The organism is Kitasatospora sp. NPDC001095 (genome assembly GCF_053598615.1).
Map to the genome: position 1 here is coordinate 185,747 of NZ_JBSFKQ010000003.1, position 20,264 is coordinate 206,010.

Here is a 20,264-nt window from a genome sequence, read left to right on the forward strand (position 1 = left end):
GCGTTCTAGCGCGGGTCCAGGCCGTTCGAGAGGAACCAGGGCAGCGGGTCGATCGGCCCGCTGCCCTGCGGCCGGATCTCGAAGTGCAGGTGCGGGCCGGTGCTGTTGCCGCTGCTGCCGACGAAGGCGACCACGTCGCCCTGCTTCACCGGGCCCTTGCGCACCTTGTACGCCCGCAGGTGGCAGTACCAGGCCTCGGTGCCGTCGGACATCTTGATGATCGTCATGTAGCCGTAGAACGGGTTCCACTGGGTGCGGAGGGTGCCGTCGGCCACGGCGTAGACCTCGGAGCCGCCGTCCACCGGGAAGTCGATGCCGGTGTGCCGGTTGGCCCAGTGGGTGCCGGCCTCGCCGAACACCTCGCCGAGGCCGTGCCGGGCGACCGGCATGACCACCTTGGGCTTGACCGGCTCGGGCGCCGGCTCGGCGGTGGGCTGCGCGGTGGGGGCCTCGGCGGGGGCGTCGGCGGGCTGGGCGCCGGCCAGCGGCCGGCGGGCGTCGCCGCGCGAGGCCTGGGCCGGTGCGCCGGCCCAGGCCGCCTGGGCGGCCGCCGTCCGCGCGGCCGCGGTGTCCGGGGCGTTGTCCGTCGCCGTCTGCGGCACTCGCCCGGCGGCCTGGGCGCGCTGCTGGTCGGCCTCGCCCTGCACGGTGACCGCCGCTGCGGCGGCCACGCCGAGCGCCGCCACCGACGGCAGCGCGACCCGCAGCAGTGCCGTCCGGGTGGCCGCCTTGGCGGCGCCGCGGCGCTGGGCACGGGACTGTTCGCGGGCCGCGAGGCGCAGCTCCGCACGGGTCGGACGGGCGGCTGCATCGGGAGCCATCGGGGGCTGCCTCCTCGGTGGGCCTCGGACGTCGTCGGGCGAGGGGGAGAACAGCCGTGACTGTAACCGCAAGGTCGACGCTCCGGAAAACCCTCCGGATGTCAAGGGGGCGGCCGGGGGGTCTGTGCGGAGGTTGCGGGAAGGAGGGGTATACCCGCTGGTAGCAAGGCCCGGAGCTGTGACTTTGCCCTCCTCTTCGGGGGTGGCACGGTCAACCGTGCCCGGTGGCGCTAACCTCCCCTCAGATTGGTTATTGACCGTTAACCGCGCCGGCGGCCCACGAGGCCCGGTCGGATGGTGGACGACGATGTCCAGGAGGCAGTCATGAGTGTGTCGGGGCCGATCCGTGTGGTGGTCGCCAAGCCCGGGCTCGACGGTCACGACCGTGGTGCCAAGGTCATCGCGCGTGCCCTGCGCGACGCCGGTATGGAGGTCATCTACACCGGACTGCACCAGACGCCCGAGCAGGTCGTCGACACCGCGATCCAGGAGGACGCGGACGGCATCGGGCTGTCGATCCTCTCCGGCGCCCACATGACGCTGTGCGCGCGGGTGCTGGAGCTGCTGAAGGAGCGCGACGCGGAGGACATCAAGGTCTTCTGCGGCGGGATCATCCCGGACGAGGACATCGCCGAGCTCAAGGCGATGGGCGTCGCGGACATCTTCACCCCGGGCACGCCGACCCGGGACGTGGTCGCCTGGGTCGAGTCGAACCTGCGGGCGGGCTGAGCCACCGGGCGTCGAGCGGGCCGGCCCCTCCCGGGACCGGCCCGCTCCGTCGTGTCCGGTGCTCCGCCGGGTTCAGCCCGCCAGCTCCGCGAGCATCGCCGCCCGGAAGCGCAGGGTGCCGGCCAGCCGGGCGAAGGTCTCGGACCACGCGGAGTCCGGGGCGGCCTCGGCGGCCAGCTCCTCCACCGCGGCGGCCGACTCCGGGGAGAGCGCGCGCTCCGTCATCCCGAGCACCCCGCTGTGGCTCCACGGGTACGCCCCGGAGGCCGCCGCCCGGGCCAGCGCCGTCACCACGGCGGTGGACAGCGGCGGCGTCCACGGGGTGGCGCAGGCGCCGAGCAGTTGGAAGGCCTCGCCCAGTCCGTGCACCGTGATGAACGCGGCCGTCCAGGCGGCCCGCTCCTGTGGCGGGAGGACGGCCAGCAGCTTGGCCGGGGCGCCGGTGGCCCGCGGCGAGCGGGTCCGGGCGCCGCGTCCGGGCGGGGCCGGGGCCGGGCCGAGCAGCGCCCGGGCCCAGTCGGCGTCCTGCTGACGGACGGCTGCCCGCGCCCAGGCCTCGCGCAGGTCGTCGGCCCAGCTGCTGCTGGCCTCGTCGAGGCTGTCGCCGACCCGCAGGGCGAGCAGCTGCTCGGGCGTCAGCCCGGTGCTCGTCGACCAGGTCGCCAGTGGCGCGGCGGCCACCACCTCGCCGAACCACCAGGCCCGTTCGCCGCGCCCGGTGGGCGACTTGGGGGCGATCCCGTCGCGCTGCATCCGGGCGTCGCACTCGGCGGGCGGGGTGACCAGCAGGTGGGTGCCGGTGTCGGCGAGCCGGACGGCGGCCCGGGCCCGCTCGGCCATCCGGTGGGCCAGCGCCGAGTCGGGCAGGGCGGAGAGCAGCTCGGCGGCGGTGGCCCGGACGTTCTTGCTGCGGTCGCCGAGGGCGGCCTCCAGGAACGGTTCGTCGGCGGGGGAGAGGCCCTCCTGGAGGGCGTCCAGGAAGAGCAGACGGTCCTCGGCGCGCTCGGTGGCCCAGGTGCCGCGCAGCAGTTCCAGGCCGGCCGCGGGATCGCGGCGGCGCAGCAGCGTGAGGTGGGTGACCCGCTCGGCGAACAGGCCCTCGTGCCAGAGCCGGTCGTCCGCGCACTCCTGCGGCAGCTCGGGCGTGGTGGTGCGCAGCACGAACCGCCAGTCGGGGTTCTGCTCGGCCAGCCAGCGGCCCAGCGGACCGGCCAACGCCACGGCGTCGGGCCGCAGTTCGCTGCGGGCGCGGGCGGCGTCGAGCAGGCCGGGCACCAGCGCGGCGGGCGGGCGCAGGCCGCTCGCCCGGGCGGCGGTGAGCCACTGGGGCAGCAGCTCGGCCAGGTTGGCCAGGGTGCCGCCGCCGGCGCCGGTCCGGCCCGAGAGCAGGACGGCCAGGCGGCGGGCTGCGGGCTCCGGCAGTTCCGGGCGGGTGTCCTCGGCCGCGGGCGGGCCGGGCGGCTCGGCGGCCGGTACGGGCAGCGCGCCGGCCCGGCGGCGGACGGCGGCCAGCGCGGCCAGCTCCAGCAGGGCGGCGGCCTGGTCGCCCCGGTCCACGGCGTCGGCGAGCGGCAGGGCGGTGGCCGGGAGCGGTCGGCGGTCGGTCCCGAGCAGGGCGCTGGTCTGCAGGGTCTCCCAAGGGTCCTGGGTGGTCGTCATTCTCGGTGCTCCTAAGCGTTGGTGAGGCCGACCGGGCGTCGGCCGGCAGCCCAGGCCGTGACCGGGGCGAAGCCCTGGTGGCCGTACTCGCCGAAGACCGTGAGCGGGCGGCCGGTGGAGACCGCGGCCAGCCGCCACAGCGCGGCCTCCGGGGCGGTCGAGGTGCGGACCGGCACGGTGTGGTGGCCGTCCGTCAGGAACCAGCCGTCCGGGGCGCGGACCGGGACGACGTCGCCGAGCACCGTCGGTCGGCTCTCCAGCCACGGGTCGTCGGCGACGGCGGTGCCGTAGCCGGCCACCGCCTCGGCGACCGTCAGCCCCGCGGGCGGCCCGGCGGGGCCCGGCTCGGGGGCGCCGTAGCGCTTGCAGAGGGTGGCGCGCAGCGGATGGGCGCCGGGGTAGTAGGCGAGCTGGGCCTCCACCAGGTGGCCGGTGGGCAGGGCGAGGGCGGGCGCCTGGCCGGAGTGGCCGAAGGCGAGCAGCAGGGCCGGGCGGCCGGTCTTGGCGCCGCGCAGCCAGACCCGGCGGGTGGTGAGCCGCTCGACCGTGGTGTCCCGGCTGCCGAGCACCAGCCAGCGGTCGCGGACGCCGGTCCCCAGCGTGCTGTCGTCCGCGGGGTACCCGACCCGGGTGCGGACGGTGGCGGCCAGTTCGGGCGGCAGCTCGTCCATCCGGGTGGCGGCGGTGGCGAGCAGGTGCAGCATCGCGTACTCCTCCAGCAGCCGCTCCTGCGGCAGCGCGTCCAGTTCGCGGACCCGGGTGGCCAGGCCGGGGGCCTGCGCGTCGACCATCCGGGCGGCGACCTCCTCCCAGGGCCCGGCGGTGGACTGGTCGGCCAGGCCGTGCCGGACCCGGTCGGTCAGCCGCAGCCGCAGTTCGGCGGCCCCGGCGGCGACCCGGGCGCCGCGCTTCTCGGCCCGCCGCCGGGCGGCCTCCGGGTCGACCGGCTCCGCCGCGCGCTTCTCCGTGCGCTCCTGGCGGGACTTGAGCCACTCGGCGACCCAGTCGGCGGGCTCGCCGGCCGGGACGGCCTGCGGGGTGCCGCTCCACAGCAGGAGGAGCCCGAGCGCGTGCTTGCACGGGAACTTCCGGCTGGGGCAGCTGCACTGGTAGGCGGGCGTGGCGAGTTCGATCGCGGTGCGGTACGGCGTGCGGCCGCTGCCCTTGCACTCCCCCCAGAGCGCGGTGCCGTCGGTGCCGGTGCCGGACCACGGCGCGGGCGCGGAGAGCTTGCCCGCCGCCTTCTGCGAGGCGGCGTCAGGTGCCAGGGACAGGACGTGTTCGGTGCTCCAGCGTTCCTCCATGCGACCGACCGTAGGTGGCGGCACTGACAGCGGCTGACGGGCCGTCCGCGGGCCCAGCCGGGTTGTCAGTGGCTCGGTGCAGGGTTGTTCCCAACAGGTCCTGACTCCCCGATCACCATTGCGCCCGGGGCACCCGTGTGCCCGGGGCCGACCCGAAGGAGCCCGAGATGGCCGACGTTCTGCGGCAGCACGCCGAGGACGCGTTCGCCGGTGAACTGGCCGCACTGGCCGCGCAGGACGACCGTCCGCGCCCCGAGCGCTGGAAGCTCTCGCCGTGGGCCGTGGCGACGTACCTGCTCGGCGGTGAACTGCCCGACGGCACCCGGATCACCCCCAAGTACATCGGCCCGCGCCGGGTCGTCGAGGTCGCCGTGACGACCCTGGCGACGGACCGCGCGCTGCTGCTGCTCGGCGTGCCGGGCACCGCGAAGACCTGGGTGTCCGAGCACCTGGCGGCGGCGATCAGCGGCGACTCCACGATGCTGGTGCAGGGCACCGCCGGCACCCCCGAGGAGGCCGTCCGGTACGGCTGGAACTACGCCCAGCTGCTCACCCACGGGCCCAGCCGGGACGCCCTGGTGCCCTCGCCGCTGATGCGGGCGATGGCCGACGGCAAGATCGCCCGGGTCGAGGAGCTCACCCGCATCCCCGCCGACGTACAGGACAGTCTGATCACCATCCTGTCCGAGAAGACGCTCCCGATACCGGAGTTGGGAGCCGAGACCCAGGCGGTGCGCGGCTTCAACGTGATCGCCACCGCCAACGACCGCGACCGCGGCGTCAACGAGCTGTCCAGCGCGTTGCGCCGCCGCTTCAACACCGTGGTGCTGCCGCTGCCGGGTTCGCTGGACGAGGAGGTCGACATCGTCACCCGCCGGGTCAACCAGCTCGGCCGCTCCCTGGACCTGCCCGAACTGCCCGGCGGCGCCGAGGAGATCAGGCGCGTGGTCACCGTCTTCCGCGAGCTGCGGGCCGGGATCACGGTGGACGGCCGGACGAAGGTCAAGACCCCGAGCGGCACCCTCTCCACCGCCGAGGCGATCTCGGTGGTGACCAACGGGCTGGCCCTGGCCGCCCACTTCGGCGACGGCGTGCTGCGCGCCGGGGACGTGACGGCCGGCATCCTCGGCGCCGTCGTCCGCGACCCGGTGGCGGACCGGGCGGTCTGGCGCGAGTACGTCGAAGGGGTGGTGCGCGAGCGCGACGGCTGGAAGGACTTCTACCGCGCCGCCCGCGAGGTGACGGCGTGACGTCCGAGGTCGCCCTGCTGGGCATCCGCCACCACGGCCCCGGATCCGCCCGGGCGGTGGCCGCCGCGCTGGCGCGGTGGCGGCCGGACGCGGTGCTGATCGAGGGCCCGCCGGAGGCCGACGCGATCGTCCACCTGGCCGCCGAGAAGGACCTCGTCCCGCCGGTGGCGCTGCTCGCCCACGCGGTGGACGACCCGGCGAGGGCCGCCTTCTGGCCGTACGCCGAGTTCTCCCCGGAGTGGGTGGCGATCCGGCACGCCGTCGACCACGACCTGCCGGTCCGCTTCATCGACCTGCCCGCCGGGTACGGCTTCGCGCCGGAGGAGGAGGGCACCGAAGCGGGGGGCACCGAGGAGGACGGCGCGCGGGAGGGCGCCGAGCCGGTCGCCGACCCACTGGCGCTGCTCGCCGAGGCGGCCGGGCACGACGACGCCGAGCGCTGGTGGGAGGACGTGGTCGAGCACCGCGCGCCCGGCGGCGACGCGCTGGCGCCGTTCGCCGCCGTCGCCGAGGCGATGGGCGCGCTGCGCGCGGAGGGCCTCGGCGAGTCCCGCCGGGACCGGCTGCGCGAGGCGCACATGCGCCAGCAGATCCGCGCCGCCCGCCGCGCCGGGCACCGGCGGATCGCCGTGGTCTGCGGGGCCTTCCACGTCCCCGCGCTGGAGCGGATGCCCACCGTCGCCCACGACCGGGCGCTGCTCGCCGGGCTGCCGAAGAAGGTGCGCACGGACATCACCTGGGTGCCGTGGACGCACCGCCGGCTCTCCCAGTCCGCCGGCTACGGCGCGGGCGTGCAGTCGCCCGGCTGGTACCACCACCTGTTCACCACCGACGGGGACCCGGTCCCGCGCTGGCTCACCCGGGCCGCCGAACTGCTGCGCGCCGAGGACCACCCGGTCTCCTCCGCGCACGTGATCGAGGCGGTCCGCCTCGCCGAGACGCTGGCCGTGCTGCGCGGCCGCCCGCTCGCCGGGCTGACCGAGACCCTGGACGCGGTGCGCGCGGTGCTCTGCGAGGGCTCGGACGTCGCCCTGGAGCTGGTCCGGGACCGCCTGGTGGTCGGCGACGCGCTGGGCGAGGTCCCGGACGCCGCGCCGGCGGTACCGCTCCAGCGCGACCTCACCCGGCTGCAGCGCTCGCTGCGGCTCAAGCCCGAGGCCGCGCCGAAGGACGTCGACCTCGACCTGCGCAAGGACACCGACGCGGCCCGCTCCCGGCTGCTGCACCGGCTGCGGCTGCTGGGCGTGGACTGGGGCGTGCCCGCGCGGTCCTCGGTGAACTCGACCGGGACGTTCCGGGAGAGCTGGCGGCTGTGCTGGCAGCCCGAGTTCGCGGTCCGGATCGCCGAGGCCGCCCAGTGGGGCACCACGGTCGAGGAGGCGGCGGTCAACAAGGCCGTCGGCACCGCCCGCGCCGCCGAGGAACTCGCCGAGCTGACCGGCCTGGTGGAGACCTGCCTGCTGGCCGGGCTGTCCGGGGCACTGCCCGCCGTGATGCGGGTGCTCGCCGACTGCGCGGCCCTGGACACCGACGTCGCGCACCTCGCGGGCGCGCTGCCCGCGCTGGTCCGCGCGCTGCGCTACGGCGACGTGCGCGGCACCGACCACGGGGCGCTCGCCGAGGCGGCCTCGGGCCTGGCCGAGCGGATCTGCGTCGGACTGCCGCCCGCCTGCGTCGGTCTGGACGCGCAGGGCGCGGAGGCGATGCGCGGCCGGCTCGACGAGGTGCACGGCGCGATCGGGCTGCTGGCCGCCGATCCCGCCGCCTCCGCCACCACGGAAGACGCCGCCGTCGAAGAGGCCGCCGTCGAAGAGGCCGCCGTCGAAGAGGCCGCCGAAGGCACCGCACCGGATCCGGAAGGCCTGGCCGGCCTGGCCGACCGCTGGGCCGCCGCCCTGCGCTCGCTGGCCCGCCGCGAGCCGGCCGGCGGACCGGCCACCGGCGCCCCCGGGCTGCTGCGCGGTCGCGCCGTGCGACTGCTGCTGGACGACGGCCGGCTCGACTCCGAGGAGGCCGGCCGACGGCTGCGGCTGGTGCTCTCCGTCGCCAACGCCCCGGCGGACGCGGCCGGTTGGGTCGAGGGCTTCCTGACCGGCGGCGGCGCCCTGCTGCTGCACGACCCCCGGCTGCTCGCCCTGCTGGACGAGTGGCTGACCGGGGTGAGCGGCGAGGTCTTCACCGACGTCCTGCCGCTGCTGCGCCGCACCTTCGCCGGACTGGAGGCGGGCGTGCGCACCACCATCGGCGGCCGGGTCGCGGCCGGCCCGCTCGGCGAGCTCCCGGCCGCCCGGGCCGAGTCCGGCGAGCTGGACCGGGCCCGCGCCGACGCCGCCGTCCCCGTGGTGGCCCTGCTGCTCGGGCTCCGTCCGACGATCCCCCGGCAGGCCGCCGGCCGCGACACCTGACACCGCCGCACCGCCGTACCGAACGCCGGGCGCACCGCCGCCGGCCCCACCGCCGCGCCGAACGCACCGCCGTACCGAACGCCTGCCCCACCGCAGGACCCGCTGAAGAGGAGGACGAGATGGCAGCGCCCACGACCGACGAACGGCTGCGCCGCTGGCGGCTGGTGCTCGGCGGCGAGGCCGACGGCACCGGCTGCACCCTGCGCGGCCGCGACGCCGCGATGGACGGCGCCCTCGCCGCGCTCTACCGGGGCGCCCCCGAGGAGGGCGCCCGGGGCGGTTGCGGCGGCCGCCGCAGCGCCGGGCTGGGCGGCTCGGCCCCGCAGGTGGCCCGCTGGCTGGGCGACATCCGCGAGTACTTCCCGTCCACCGTCGTGCAGCTGATGCAGCAGGACGCGATCACCCGGCTCGGCCTGGACCGGCTGCTGCTGGAACCGGAGATGCTGGAGGCCGTCGAGCCGGACGTGCACCTGGTCGGCACCCTGCTGTCGCTCAAGCACGCGCTGCCCGAGACCACCCGGGAGACCGCGCGGGCGGTGGTCGGCAAGGTGGTCGCCGACCTGGAGCGCCGGCTCGCCGACCGCACCCGGGCCACCCTCGGGGGCGCCCTCGACCGCAGCGCCAAGGTCAACCGGCCGCGCCACCGGGACATCGACTGGGACCGCACCATCCGGGCCAACCTGAAGAACTACCTGCCCGAGCACGGCACCGTCGTCCCCGAGCGGCTGGTCGGCTACGCCCGCGCCCAGCAGGCCGTGAAGAAGGACGTCATCCTCTGCATCGACCAGTCCGGCTCGATGGCGCCCTCGGTCGTCCACTCGGCGGTCTTCGGCGCGGTGCTCGCCTCGATGCGCACCCTGGACACCCGACTGGTCGTCTTCGACACCTCGGTGGTCGACCTCACCGAACAGCTCACCGACCCGGTCGACGTCCTGTTCGCCACCCAGCTCGGCGGCGGCACCGACATCAACCGCGCGCTCGCCTACTGCCAGTCGAAGATCACCCGGCCCTCCGAGACCGTCGTGGTGCTGATCAGCGACCTGTACGAGGGCGGCATCCGGGACGGCATGCTCAAGCGGGTCGCCGCGATGAAGGCGGCCGGCGTCCAGTTCATCGCCCTGCTCGCGCTCTCCGACGAGGGGGCCCCGGCGTACGACCACGCGCACGCCGCCGCCCTGGCCTCGCTCGGCGCGCCGGCCTTCGCCTGCACCCCCGACGCGTTCCCGGAGATCATGGCGGCGGCCATCGAGAAGCGTCCGATCCCCGTGCCGGACCAGAGGGCGTGAGGATTCACCCGAACGCGGTAATCCGCCCGATCGGTGGACCGGCCGCCCGCCCCGGCCTTCCGGGCATTCTGTGACGGTTCTCACCCAAGGCGGGCAGGCTCCCGGGCGGAACAGGCCCGTCCCACGGGGATAACCTGCCAGACGGACGTGACGCGCGTGTTGATTGACGTGTGCGCCCGTGGCTGTGTGGGCCGCAAGGCCGTATCTCTGCGTACCCGCACCGCCCCGACGACCCGCAGCGAAGATCCTGCCGTGGCACGCTCGTAGAGACACAATCCGCGACCACGAACAAGGACAAACACGTGGACCTGTTCGAGTACCAGGCGAGGGACCTCTTCGCCAAGCACGGTGTACCCGTGCTTGACGGCGATGTCATCGAGACCGCCGCAGACGCTGCCGCCATCGCGGAGCGCTTCGGCGGCCGCGCCGTCGTCAAGGCTCAGGTGAAGGTGGGCGGCCGAGGCAAGGCCGGCGGCGTCAAGCTCGCCGCCGACCCGGCGGACGCCGTCGCCAAGGCCGAGCAGATCCTCGGCATGGACATCAAGGGCCACACCGTTCACAAGGTGATGCTGGCCCAGACCGCGGACATCAAGGACGAGTACTACGTCTCGTTCCTGCTGGACCGCACCAACCGCACCTTCCTGGCCATGGCCAGCGTCGAGGGCGGCGTGGAGATCGAGGTCGTCGCCGAGCAGAACCCCGAGGCGCTCGCCAAGATCCCGGTCGACGCCAACGAGGGCTGCACCCCGGAGAAGGCCGCCGAGATCGTCGCCGCGGCGAAGTTCCCGGCCGAGGTCGCCGACCAGGTCGCCGAGGTCCTGCAGAAGCTGTGGACCGTCTTCATCAAGGAGGACGCCCTCCTCGTCGAGGTCAACCCGCTGATCAAGTCCGGCGACGGCAAGATCATCGCGCTCGACGGCAAGGTCTCCCTGGACGACAACGCCGAGTTCCGCCAGCCCGAGCACGAGGCCCTGGAGGACAAGGCCGCGGCCAACCCGCTGGAGGCCGCCGCCAAGGCCAAGGGCCTGAACTACGTCAAGCTCGACGGCCAGGTCGGCATCATCGGCAACGGCGCGGGCCTCGTCATGAGCACCCTCGACGTGGTCGCCTACGCCGGTGAGAAGCACGGCGGCGTCAAGCCCGCCAACTTCCTCGACATCGGCGGCGGCGCCTCCGCCGAGGTCATGGCGAACGGCCTGGAGATCATCCTGGGCGACCCCGACGTCAAGTCGGTCTTCGTCAACGTCTTCGGCGGCATCACCGCGTGCGACGCGGTCGCCAACGGCATCGTGCAGGCCCTGGAGCTCCTGAAGAGCAAGGGCGAGAACGTCACCAAGCCGCTGGTCGTCCGTCTGGACGGCAACAACGCGGAGCTGGGTCGCAAGATCCTCGACGACGCCAACCACCCGCTGGTCCAGCGCGTGGACACCATGGACGGCGCCGCTGACCGCGCCGCCGAGCTGGCCAACAAGTAAGGAAGGGGACTACACACCATGGCTATCTTCCTTACCAAGGACAGCAAGGTCATCGTCCAGGGCATGACCGGCTCCGAGGGCATGAAGCACACCCGCCGCATGCTCGCCTCCGGCACCCGGATCGTCGGCGGTGTCAACCCGCGCAAGGCCGGCACCACGGTCGACGTCGACGGCACCGAGATCCCGGTCTTCGGGTCGGTCGCCGAGGCGATGGAGAAGACCGGTGCCGACGTCACCGTCGTCTTCGTCCCGCCGGCGTTCACCAAGGCCGCCGTCGTCGAGGCCATCGACGCCGAGATCGGCCTGGCCGTCGTCATCACCGAGGGCGTCCCGGTGCACGACACCGCCGCCTTCTGGGCGCACGCCGGTGCCAAGGGCAACAAGACCCGCATCATCGGCCCGAACTGCCCCGGCCTGATCAGCCCCGGACAGTCGAACGCCGGCATCATCCCGGCCGACATCACCAGCTCCGGCAAGATCGGCCTGGTCTCGAAGTCCGGCACCCTGACCTACCAGCTCATGTACGAGCTGCGGGACATCGGCTTCACCTCGGCCGTCGGCATCGGTGGTGACCCGGTCATCGGGACCACCCACATCGACGCGCTCAAGGCCTTCCAGGAGGACCCGGAGACCGAGCTCATCGTCATGATCGGTGAGATCGGTGGCGACGCCGAGGAGCGTGCCGCGGCCTTCATCGCCGAGCACGTCACCAAGCCGGTCGTCGGCTACGTCGCGGGCTTCACCGCCCCCGAGGGCAAGACCATGGGCCACGCCGGCGCCATCGTCTCCGGCTCCTCGGGCACCGCCCAGGCGAAGAAGGAGGCCCTCGAGGCCGCCGGTGTCAAGGTCGGCAAGACGCCGTCCGAGACCGCCCGCCTGGCCCGCGAGATCATCGCCGCCCAGGCCTGATCCCGCCCCGCGTGTGACGAGCGCCCCCGCCCTTCCCGGGCGGGGGCGCTCGCCGTTCCGGCACGCCCCGGGCGGCTCAGTGCGCCCTCGGCCCCGTCGTGCAGGGCAGCGGCGACCACAGCCGGCAGACCACCGGGCCCTGCGGCGGGGGAGCGGCCGCCCGGCCCGCCGCCGGCAGCTCCCAGCGCGCGGCCGCCCGCGGCCGCGGCTCCACCAGGACGGCCTCCAGACCGGGCGCCGGGCTGCACCAGATGCTGGTGATGCCGTTCGGCGCCCCTCCGGGCAGCAGCGGCACGCTCGGCTCCGCCCCCTGCGCCCCGGCGGACAGGGCGGCGGGCAGGCACACCGCGGGTGCCGGCGGGTCGACCGACCGGAACAGCACCGCCGGGCGCACCCCCGACAGGGTCGCCAGCATCGCCCCGGCCACCGCGAACGTCAGCAGCGCCGCCGCACCCGTGCGGCTCGCCGTCCAGAGCCGGTGCCGGGCCCGCAGCACCGGCACCGGTGCCCGGTGCGGCTGCGGGCAGCCGCGCACCGCCGCCCGGTGCAGCTGCCGGCTCAGCCCGTCCGCGAAGCCCGGTGCCGCCGGGTCCGGCCCGACCAGCTCCGGCACCCACTGCGCCAGCGCCGCCCGGGCGGCCCACACCCGGCTCTCGGCCGCCACCCGCGTGGACTCCACCTCCACCGCGACCGCCGCGGCCGGCAGCCCCAGCCCGTCGTGCAGCACCAGCGCCCGGCGCTGCGGGCGGGACAGCCGCTTGAGCGCCTTCAGCAGCGCCCGGTCCCGGTCGGTCAGCCGGTCGTGGTCCGGCAGCACCGCCTGCGCCTCGTCGGCCGGGCGCACCCTGATCCGCCGGTGCGGCAGCGCCCACGGGTGCGAGCGGCGGGGCCCGCCCCGGTGCCACGGGGACAGCGCCAGCTCGCAGGCCCGCACCCGTACCCACCCCTCCGGGTTCCCCGAAGCGGCCACCGCGCCCCAGCGCCGCCGGGCCTCCCCGAACGCCAGCCGTACGCAGTGCACCGCCCGGTGCCGGCAGGCGGTCAGCAGGAACACCTGCTGCACCAGCCGGGTGTGCGCGGTCTCGTACAGCTCCTCGAACCTCACCGCCGGAGGCTGCGCGTCGAGGTCGTCGTCCCCGACCGAGGGCGCGGCGGCCAGCGCCACCCGGCCGGGACTGGCGGAACCGGGCCCGGTCGGGGCGGCGGCGGGGTACGGGTGCTCGCCGCGGTCGGCGGTGGTGCCGCCCGTGGAGGTGTTCGGCCCGGGGCCCGTGCTCGGGGACGTGGCGCGACGGTGCTCGGCCGGGTCGTGGAGGCGGGCCGTGGGCGTGGCGGTGGCGTCGCTTGTCCGGTCGGGGCCGACGGCCTTCGACCGCCCGCCGTCAGCCCGCCGCCCGGCCGTGGCGAAGTGTCCCGCGTGTTCCGGCGGGCTCTCCCGCGCCTGGTCGGGCTCGGCGGCCTGTGGCTGCCTGCCGTCGGACTCCTGCGTGGCCGGGGCCCGGCGTGACGTGTCGCCGGGGCGGGCGGCCGTGCCCGCGGGTGCCTGCGGCCCACGGCCGTCGCCGCTGCCGTTGCCCGGGGACGGGCGGCCGCTCGAGGTGGGGACGTTCTCCGGCCGATCCTGTTCGGTGCCGGGGTCAGTGGGCGTCGTCGGCCCACTTCCGCCGTCTGCGCCCCGGGCCCGCGCCTGTCCGGCGCCGGGGGCGCCGCCGCGCCTCCCGGGGGACGCGGGAGGCGTCGGCCCGCCTCCGCCGCCGCCGGGGCCCGCCGGCTCGTGGTTCCCGGCGGTCGGCTGACGCCGCGCGCCGACCGTCGCCGGTGCGGCCAGCGGCGCCCGTGGCACGGCGGCGCCGCTCGCCTGGCCCCCGGGCGCGCGGCCCTCGTGCGCGCGCCCCGGGGCGGCGCTCTTCGCGGGGGCCGGCGGCCTGCCGGAGGCCGGGCGCGGCTTCTCGGCCGGAGTCCGACGCGCCGCGCCGCCGTCCGCGTCCCGCGCCGGGCGGGCCGCCTTCCGGGCGTCGTCGGTGCGTGGGGTGGGCTTCCCGGCTCGGGAGGGGCGCCGTTTCCTCGGCACGTCCCCACCCGCTGCCACATCGGCCGACGGGCGCCCGGCCCCGCGGACAGGGGCGGGTTCCTCGGGGCGCGTCAGGGTGCCGGCCAGCAGGGCGAGGGCCTCCGCCTCGGTGCGGGTGCCGAGCTTGCGCAGGGCGCGCTGGAGGTAGCTGCGGGCCGTGGTGGGGGTGACTCCGAGGGCGACGGCGGTGCGCGGAAGGTCGTGGCCGACCGAGAGGTGGGCCAGGACCTGGACCTCACGGGGGGTCAGTTCCCGTGGCGGACGGCCCGCGTCGGTCCCGGCACGGGCGGGCTTGCGCCGGCGCTCCGGGATGGGGGAGTCGGCGGTGGTTGGCGTGGTCATCAGACGCTCCGGGCCGGGGCGCCGGCGGCTTGGGGGCAGGGTCTGAAAATGCGCATAAGCCAATAATCTGGGACACGGCGGCGGTTTGGCGCTTCACGGAGCATGGCGAGTCGCCTTGGCACCATGTGGCCCATGACGCAGCTGATGGGCCGTCCGATCCTGCAATCGCCCGGTGAATCGGGTGGACGCCCCGCGCTGGCCGACCTGTTGACGGGAGTGCGGACGGCGCTGGTCGGCCTGGCCGTGGTCGGGGCGCCCGTGCTGGCGCTCTGGGTGGTGTCGCCGTACGCGGAGGACGGCGCGGCCGCCGTCACCCGGTTGGCAGGGGTGCTCTGGCTGCTCGGGCACGGCGCACCGGTGCTGCGCGGCCCGACGGACGCCCCGCTGACCGTCACTCCGCTGCTGCTCGGCGTCCTGGCCGTGGTCCGGCTCCACCGGGTGGCCGCCGGGGTGGCGGCGCGGCGCGGGCCGCGCTCGCGCTGGAGCGGTCCGGTGGCGGTCTGGGCGGGGTACTGCGCGGTGGCCGTCGGGGTGACGCTGCACTGCGCGGGGGGCGGGCTGTTCCGCAGCCGGGTGCTGCCGGACGTCCTGGCGGTGGCGCTGGTGGCGGGCCTGGCGACGGCCGCCGGGGCCCGTTCGGTGGCCGTCCTCGACCGGCAGGCCGATTCCCCGCTGGACCGCCTCCCGCCGCCGTACCGCCCGGTCGACGCCGGGCCGACGGTACGGGCCGCGGCGCTGGCGGCCGGAGCCGGGCTGGTCGCGGCGGGCGGCCTCCTGGTGGTGTCCTCGGCGGTGCTGGACGCGGTGGCCGGCGGCGGGCGCGGCATGGCGCTGCTGGGGAGCGGGCCCACCGCGCTGGCGGGGCTGGTGCTGCTCGCGCTGGTGCTGCTGCCGAACGCGGTGCTGTGGGGTGCGGCGTACGCGCTGGGCCCGGGTTTCGGGGTCGGCACCGGGACGGTGGTGTCGCCGGCCGCTACGGCGCTGGGTCCGGTGCCCGAGTTCCCGCTGTTCGCGCTGCTGCCGGCGGACGGCCCGGGCGGCTGGCGGCTGGCGGTGTCGGCCCTGCCGCTGCTGGCCGGGGTGGTGCCGGCGGTCCTGCTGGGGCGCGCGGCGGCGGGCCGGCGGCTGCCGGGCAGGGCCGGGGAGCGGCCCGAGCCCTGGTCGCCGGCCGCCACGGCGGTGGCCGCGCTGGCGGCGGCGCTGTCGGTCGGGGCCGGGGCGGCGGTGCTGGGCTGGCTCTCCGGCGGGGCGTTGGCGGGGGAGCGGCTGGCCTGGGTGGGGCCGGTGCCGTGGACGGGTCCGGCGGCGGCGGGCTGGATCGCGCTGGTCGCCGTCCCGGGCGCGCTGCTGGTCCGGCACCGCACGCTGGGCCCGGCGGACGGCGTGGACGTGTGCGCCCGGCTCGCGCGGCGCGTCCGCCGGGGCGTGCTGGCGCTGCGCGCCGGTACGCACGCCCTCGTGCTGCGGCTCTCCGGAGTGGGTGTCAGGAGCGTCGGCGGACCGGGCCCCGACGAGCGGGACCCGGTCGACCGGGTGGATCAGGACGACTGACCGGGGCCGACCGGCCGGACGACTGACCGGCCCCGGACGTCGGCCCGGCTACTCGGTGTTCCCGGTGAAGTCCACGTACCACTGCGGCGCGTACCGGTCGCAGTTCTGGGCGCCGACGCTGGTCAGCGAGTCCTGCACGCAGGTGACGTAGTCGCGGTAGTGGTACCCGAGGCCGATCACCGAGGTGGCGACCACGATGGTCATCGCGCCGGTCAGGATGCCGGCGAGCGCGGCCGGGGTGAGCGGGTTCGGTGCCGGCGCCGCGGGGAGCGGGCCGCCCGGGCCGGCGACCGTGGCGGCGGCCGGGGCGGCCCGCCGGGTCCGCAGCGCGCCGACACCCCAGACGATGCCGAGCGCCCCGATCAGCAGCGCGATCCAGTGGAACCCCATGAACAGGCAGACCAGCGCGAACGGCCCGGCCAGCGCGGCGTTGCGCGCCTTGCGGTGGGCCGGGTCGGCGAGGTCGAGCCGGGGCGGCTGCGGGGCCGGCGGCCGCCGGCCGGGTCGGCCGTCGTCGCCGGGGCCCCACGGCGGCGGCAGAACCGGACGCTCGCCGCCCTGGCCGTCGGGGTCGCCCGGCCCGTCGGCGCCGGGGCCGGCCCAGGGGCTGCGCGGCTGCCACGGCTGGTCCGGGGCATCCGCCGGCGGCGGCGCGAAGGGGTTGCGCTCACCGGTGTCGTCGCCGCTGCTCATGGATTCAGCCATTCCTTCTCGGTCGGAGCTCGTTCGGAGGTTCTCGCGTCGGAGCGGTCTCCCGCGCCCCCAATGATCCCGCAGCCGTCCACCGGGCCACCGGCGGCCCGCGTCGAAGGGCCGGGCGGGACCGGATGGGGCTGTCGGCGGGGCCGTCGGCGGGCCGGTGCGGGCCGGGGCAACTCCGGTGCGGCGGGCCGGAGGAGATCCCCGTCTCAACTACGCGCGTAGCGCCGCCGGGAGGGTGCGGAGGCCGTCCGACCAGCCGTTATCGTGGTGACGGTCAGCAGCCCACAGAGGTTCCCCGGGCCCGCGTCGCGGCGGGTTTTCCCGGAGTTCCCCCTCGCTCGACCTGCCGTTCGTAGTGGCCCCACCGCCGGTGGACGTACCAGCGGACGGCGCCCGACCTACGGAGAAACGCGCAGTGGCCGCCGCCCCCGCCCAGCACTTCCCGCCCCGTAAGCCCGGACCGGCCCGCCTGGTGGTGCTGGTCTCCGGCTCCGGCACCAACCTGCAGGCGCTGATCGACGCCACGGCCGACCCGGCGTACGGCGCCGAGATCCTCGCCGTCGGCGCGGACCGGGACGGGATCGTCGGCCTGGACCGCGCGGAGAAGGCCGGCCTGCCGACCTTCGTCCACCGGGTGAAGGACCACCCCGACCGGGCCGAGTGGGACCGCGCGCTGACCGCCTCCGTCGCCGAGTACCGGCCCGACCTGGTGGTCACGGCCGGCTTCATGAAGATCCTCGGCCCCGAGTTCATCGCCGCCTTCGCCGGGCGGATCGTCAACACCCACCCCGCACTGCTGCCCTCCTTCCCCGGCGCGCACGGCGTCACCGACGCGCTCGCGTACGGGGTGAAGGTCACCGGCTGCACCGTCCACCTGGTCGACTCCGGCGTGGACACCGGGCCGATCATCGCGCAGGGCGTCGTCGAGGTCGTCGACGCCGACCACGCCGATGGCGGCGACGCGCTGCACGAGCGCATCAAGACTGTCGAGCGCAAGCTGCTCGTCGACGTCGTGGGCCGGCTGGCCCGCGAAGGTCACCGCATCGAGGACCGAAAGGTATGGATCCCGGCATGAGTGCCAGCTCCACCACCACGCCCGTTTCGGAGAACGTCCGTCCGATCCGTCGCGCGCTGATCAGCGTGTACGACAAGACCGGTCTGGAGGAGCTGGCCCAGGGCCTGCACGCCGCCGGGGTCGCCATCGTCTCCACCGGCTCGACCGCCGGCCGGATCGCCGCCGCCGGCGTCCCGGTGACCGAGGTCTCCGAGCTGACCGGCTTCCCGGAGTGCCTCGACGGGCGCGTGAAGACGCTGCACCCCCGCGTGCACGCCGGCGTGCTGGCCGACCTGCGGCTGGAGTCGCACCGGGCGCAGCTGGCCGAGCTGGGCGTCGAGCCCTTCGACCTGGTCGTGGTGAACCTCTACCCGTTCAAGGCCACCGTCGCCTCCGGCGCCACCCCGGACGAGTGCGTCGAGCAGATCGACATCGGCGGCCCGAGCATGGTCCGCGCCGCCGCCAAGAACCACCCCTCGGTGGCCGTGGTGGTCGACCCGGCCCGTTACGGCGACGTGCTGACGGCCGTCCGGGAGGGCGGCTTCGACCTGGCCACCCGCAAGCGCCTGGCCGGTGCCGCGTTCGCCCACACCGCCGCCTACGACGTGGCCGTCGCCTCCTGGTTCGAGGACGGCTACGCCCCGAGCGACGCGCACTTCCCCGAGTTCCTCGGCTCGACCTGGGAGCGGCAGAACGTGCTGCGCTACGGCGAGAACCCGCACCAGGGCGCCGCTCTGTACAGCGACGGCACCGGCGGCCTGGCCGGCGCGCAGCAGCTGCACGGCAAGGAGATGTCGTACAACAACTACGTCGACACCGACGCCGCCCGCCGCGCCGCCTACGACCACGCCGAGCCGGCCGTCGCGATCATCAAGCACGCCAACCCGTGCGGCATCGGGACCGGCGCCGACGTCGCCGAGGCGCACCGCAAGGCGCACGAGTGCGATCCGGTCTCCGCGTACGGCGGCGTGATCGCCGTCAACCGCCCGGTCACCGTCGCGCTGGCCGAGCAGATCGCCCCGATCTTCACCGAGGTCGTCGTGGCCCCCGGCTACGAGGAGGGCGCCCTGGAGGTGCTCACCCGCAAGAAGAACCTGCGGGTGCTGCTCGCCCCCGAGGCCCCGGCCAACCGCCAGGAGGTGCGCCCGATCTCCGGCGGCGTGCTGCTCCAGGACGCCGACCGGGTGCACGCCGAGGGCGACGACCCGGCGAACTGGACCCTCGCCAGCGGTGAGGCGCTGTCCGCCGGCGAGCTGGCCGAGCTGGCCTTCGCCTGGCGGGCCTGCCGGGCCGTCAAGTCCAACGCGATCCTGCTGGCCAAGGACGGCGCCTCGGTCGGTGTCGGCATGGGCCAGGTGAACCGGGTGGACTCCTGCAAGCTCGCGGTCGAGCGGGCCGGAGAGCGCGCCAAGGGCTCCTACGCGGCCTCGGACGCCTTCTTCCCGTTCGCGGACGGCCCGGCGATCCTGATCGCGGCCGGCGTCAAGGCGATCGTCCAGCCCGGTGGCTCGATCCGCGACGAGGAGGTCGTCGCGGCGGCCGCCGAGGCCGGCGTGACCATGTACTTCACCGGTGCGCGGCACTTCTTCCACTGACACCGGTCCCGCCGTCGGCGGGACGGCGTGACGGAACGGCAGAGCGGCCCGGCCCCCTCCGAGGAGGGAGCCGGGCCGCTCTGCCGTTCCGGCCGGTCAGTACCGGGGCCGGTTGAACCACTTGACGCTGTCCTGGAGGCACATGGCGGTGATCCAGATGATGCTGACGGCCAGCCAGAGCAGGCCCGCGAGCAGACCCGTCGCGGAGCCGCTGCCGAGGGCGCCCAGCAGGATCAGCAGGCCGACCAGGCCGCCGAGCGAGCCGTACACGATGGTGGTGACCCGGACGGCGTTGCCGCCCTTGCCGAACTTCACGCCGAGCGTGATGGAGAGCGCGGCGAACAGCCCGAACACCACGCCGACGACGATCAGGACACCGCCGACGGCGTCGCCCAGCGCGAGGAACGAGTCGTCGCTGGTGGTCTTGCTGACCTGGCTGGTGGCGTCCTTGGCGACCGCCCCGAGGATCACGTAGCCGAACGCGGCGAGCGTCTGCACACCGCCGACGATGAACAGCAGCACCCGGGCGGCCGTCATCAGGCTCGGCATGGACACCGGGGCCACCGGCGCGTACCCGTAGCCCGGGGCGGCCTGCGGGTAGCCGTAGCCCGGGGCGGCCTGCGGCGGCGGGGCCTGCTGCGGGTAGCCGTAGCCGGGCGGGGCGGCCGGTGGCTGGCCGTACGGGTTGTTCGGGTCGGGCGGGTAACTCATGGATGCCTCCGGGCAGATTGCGGGGACGCGGGGACGGGACGCTGACGGCCCGGTGCGGTCGGTCGGTCGGGTCACCGACCGAAGGGGACGTTAGCGGAGCGGGGTGACAGCCCGGCGGCGGTGACGGGCGCCGCGGCTCGGCGGTGTGGTGAGCGTCAGGGGCGCGAGACGGTCGACGGGTTCGGTGCGGGCGGGACGGTGCCGCCGCGGTCGGACTGCTCGTTCTGCTGTGATCGGCTCACTGACTCTTTCCCCCGGGTACGCCCCGCCGCGGTGATCCGTCGGCCCGTCACCGGGCCGGTACACGGCGGGAATGCCCGCTTATCGTCATCCGGACGACGGGGCCGTGTCCAGCCGGTTCCGCGCGCCGGGCCCAGACTGTGGCGCAACCGCAATGTGC

Annotated in this window: 15 protein-coding genes; 9 read left to right on the forward strand and 6 right to left on the reverse strand. The window is 75.7% G+C overall.

Going from position 1 to position 20,264, the window contains the following annotated elements:
- Positions 1-5 precede the first annotated feature (5 nt).
- On the reverse strand, positions 6-821 hold the full coding sequence (locus ACWDBB_RS04870; RefSeq protein ID WP_449788208.1) for a M23 family metallopeptidase: 816 nt from the start codon (positions 819-821) through the stop codon (positions 6-8).
- Between the two features lie 324 nt (positions 822-1,145).
- Between ACWDBB_RS04870 and ACWDBB_RS04875 the strand changes: the two genes are divergently transcribed.
- Complete coding sequence (locus ACWDBB_RS04875) at positions 1,146-1,550, forward strand: cobalamin B12-binding domain-containing protein (protein ID WP_224285525.1); 405 nt, start codon at positions 1,146-1,148, stop codon at positions 1,548-1,550.
- A gap of 72 nt (positions 1,551-1,622) precedes the next feature.
- Here the strand turns inward: ACWDBB_RS04875 and ACWDBB_RS04880 are convergent, their stop codons facing one another.
- Both ACWDBB_RS04880 and ACWDBB_RS04885 read right to left on the reverse strand, forming a co-directional pair.
- Positions 1,623-3,209 carry a DUF5691 domain-containing protein gene (locus ACWDBB_RS04880; RefSeq protein ID WP_449788209.1) on the reverse strand — a complete coding sequence of 529 codons (1,587 nt, stop codon included), beginning with the start codon at positions 3,207-3,209 and terminating at the stop codon, positions 1,623-1,625.
- Positions 3,210-3,220: 11 nt separating this feature from the next.
- Positions 3,221-4,513 (reverse strand): SWIM zinc finger family protein, encoded by a 1,293-nt coding sequence (locus ACWDBB_RS04885; protein ID WP_449788210.1) that lies wholly within the window; start codon positions 4,511-4,513, stop codon positions 3,221-3,223.
- A 167-nt stretch (positions 4,514-4,680) separates the two neighbouring features.
- Between ACWDBB_RS04885 and ACWDBB_RS04890 the strand changes: the two genes are divergently transcribed.
- The 5 genes from ACWDBB_RS04890 (at position 4,681) to sucD (ending at position 11,838) form a co-directional block, all read left to right on the forward strand.
- The gene (locus ACWDBB_RS04890) at positions 4,681-5,763 is read left to right on the forward strand and encodes an ATP-binding protein (RefSeq protein ID WP_402416679.1); all 1,083 of its coding nucleotides are present in this window, start codon (positions 4,681-4,683) and stop codon (positions 5,761-5,763) included.
- The gene (locus tag ACWDBB_RS04895) at positions 5,721-8,168 is read left to right on the forward strand and encodes a DUF5682 family protein (protein ID WP_449788302.1); all 2,448 of its coding nucleotides are present in this window, start codon (positions 5,721-5,723) and stop codon (positions 8,166-8,168) included. The genes ACWDBB_RS04890 and ACWDBB_RS04895 overlap by 43 nt, the downstream gene beginning before the upstream one ends.
- A gap of 119 nt (positions 8,169-8,287) precedes the next feature.
- On the forward strand, positions 8,288-9,454 hold the full coding sequence (locus tag ACWDBB_RS04900) for a VWA domain-containing protein (protein WP_449788211.1): 1,167 nt from the start codon (positions 8,288-8,290) through the stop codon (positions 9,452-9,454).
- Between the two features lie 302 nt (positions 9,455-9,756).
- Positions 9,757-10,929, forward strand: coding sequence for an ADP-forming succinate--CoA ligase subunit beta (gene sucC / locus ACWDBB_RS04905; protein WP_449788212.1), 1,173 nt, complete (start codon positions 9,757-9,759; stop codon positions 10,927-10,929).
- An 18-nt stretch (positions 10,930-10,947) separates the two neighbouring features.
- Complete coding sequence (sucD, locus tag ACWDBB_RS04910; protein WP_449788213.1) at positions 10,948-11,838, forward strand: succinate--CoA ligase subunit alpha; 891 nt, start codon at positions 10,948-10,950, stop codon at positions 11,836-11,838.
- A gap of 76 nt (positions 11,839-11,914) precedes the next feature.
- Here sucD and ACWDBB_RS04915 read toward each other — a convergent pair whose 3' ends face one another.
- On the reverse strand, positions 11,915-14,251 hold the full coding sequence (locus ACWDBB_RS04915) for a LuxR C-terminal-related transcriptional regulator (RefSeq protein WP_449788214.1): 2,337 nt from the start codon (positions 14,249-14,251) through the stop codon (positions 11,915-11,917).
- Between the two features lie 132 nt (positions 14,252-14,383).
- Here ACWDBB_RS04915 and ACWDBB_RS04920 point away from each other — a divergent pair, with 132 nt between their 5' ends.
- Entirely contained in the window at positions 14,384-15,802 is a 1,419-nt protein-coding gene (locus tag ACWDBB_RS04920; RefSeq protein WP_449788215.1) for a cell division protein PerM, read from the forward strand.
- Positions 15,803-15,850: 48 nt separating this feature from the next.
- Here ACWDBB_RS04920 and ACWDBB_RS04925 read toward each other — a convergent pair whose 3' ends face one another.
- Positions 15,851-16,495 (reverse strand): hypothetical protein, encoded by a 645-nt coding sequence (locus ACWDBB_RS04925; RefSeq protein ID WP_449788216.1) that lies wholly within the window; start codon positions 16,493-16,495, stop codon positions 15,851-15,853.
- A gap of 424 nt (positions 16,496-16,919) precedes the next feature.
- Between ACWDBB_RS04925 and purN the strand changes: the two genes are divergently transcribed.
- Together purN and purH are read left to right on the forward strand one after the other, a co-directional pair.
- A complete protein-coding gene (gene purN / locus ACWDBB_RS04930; protein WP_449788217.1) occupies positions 16,920-17,579 on the forward strand; it encodes a phosphoribosylglycinamide formyltransferase in 660 nt (219 codons plus the stop codon).
- Entirely contained in the window at positions 17,576-19,153 is a 1,578-nt protein-coding gene (gene purH / locus ACWDBB_RS04935; protein ID WP_449788218.1) for a bifunctional phosphoribosylaminoimidazolecarboxamide formyltransferase/IMP cyclohydrolase, read from the forward strand. The genes purN and purH overlap by 4 nt, the downstream gene beginning before the upstream one ends.
- A gap of 96 nt (positions 19,154-19,249) precedes the next feature.
- On the opposite strand, the gene ACWDBB_RS04940 is transcribed toward purH, so the two are convergent.
- Positions 19,250-19,864, reverse strand: coding sequence for a hypothetical protein (locus tag ACWDBB_RS04940; RefSeq protein WP_449788219.1), 615 nt, complete (start codon positions 19,862-19,864; stop codon positions 19,250-19,252).
- Positions 19,865-20,264: the final 400 nt, after the last annotated feature.

Bases quoted from the DNA above. Each gene is read 5' to 3' on its own strand.
- ACWDBB_RS04870 (WP_449788208.1), bottom strand. From the start codon at position 821: ATGGCTCCCGATGCAGCCGCCCGTCCGACCCGTGCGGAGCTGCGCCTC.
- ACWDBB_RS04875 (WP_224285525.1), top strand. From the start codon at position 1,146: ATGAGTGTGTCGGGGCCGATCCGTGTGGTGGTCGCCAAGCCCGGGCTC.
- ACWDBB_RS04880 (WP_449788209.1), bottom strand. From the start codon at position 3,209: ATGACGACCACCCAGGACCCTTGGGAGACCCTGCAGACCAGCGCCCTG.
- ACWDBB_RS04885 (WP_449788210.1), bottom strand. From the start codon at position 4,513: ATGGAGGAACGCTGGAGCACCGAACACGTCCTGTCCCTGGCACCTGAC.
- ACWDBB_RS04890 (WP_402416679.1), top strand. From the start codon at position 4,681: ATGGCCGACGTTCTGCGGCAGCACGCCGAGGACGCGTTCGCCGGTGAA.
- ACWDBB_RS04900 (WP_449788211.1), top strand. From the start codon at position 8,288: ATGGCAGCGCCCACGACCGACGAACGGCTGCGCCGCTGGCGGCTGGTG.
- sucD (WP_449788213.1), top strand. From the start codon at position 10,948: ATGGCTATCTTCCTTACCAAGGACAGCAAGGTCATCGTCCAGGGCATG.
- ACWDBB_RS04915 (WP_449788214.1), bottom strand. From the start codon at position 14,251: ATGACCACGCCAACCACCGCCGACTCCCCCATCCCGGAGCGCCGGCGC.
- ACWDBB_RS04920 (WP_449788215.1), top strand. From the start codon at position 14,384: ATGACGCAGCTGATGGGCCGTCCGATCCTGCAATCGCCCGGTGAATCG.
- ACWDBB_RS04925 (WP_449788216.1), bottom strand. From the start codon at position 16,495: ATGAGCAGCGGCGACGACACCGGTGAGCGCAACCCCTTCGCGCCGCCG.
- purH (WP_449788218.1), top strand. From the start codon at position 17,576: ATGAGTGCCAGCTCCACCACCACGCCCGTTTCGGAGAACGTCCGTCCG.
- ACWDBB_RS04940 (WP_449788219.1), bottom strand. From the start codon at position 19,864: ATGAGTTACCCGCCCGACCCGAACAACCCGTACGGCCAGCCACCGGCC.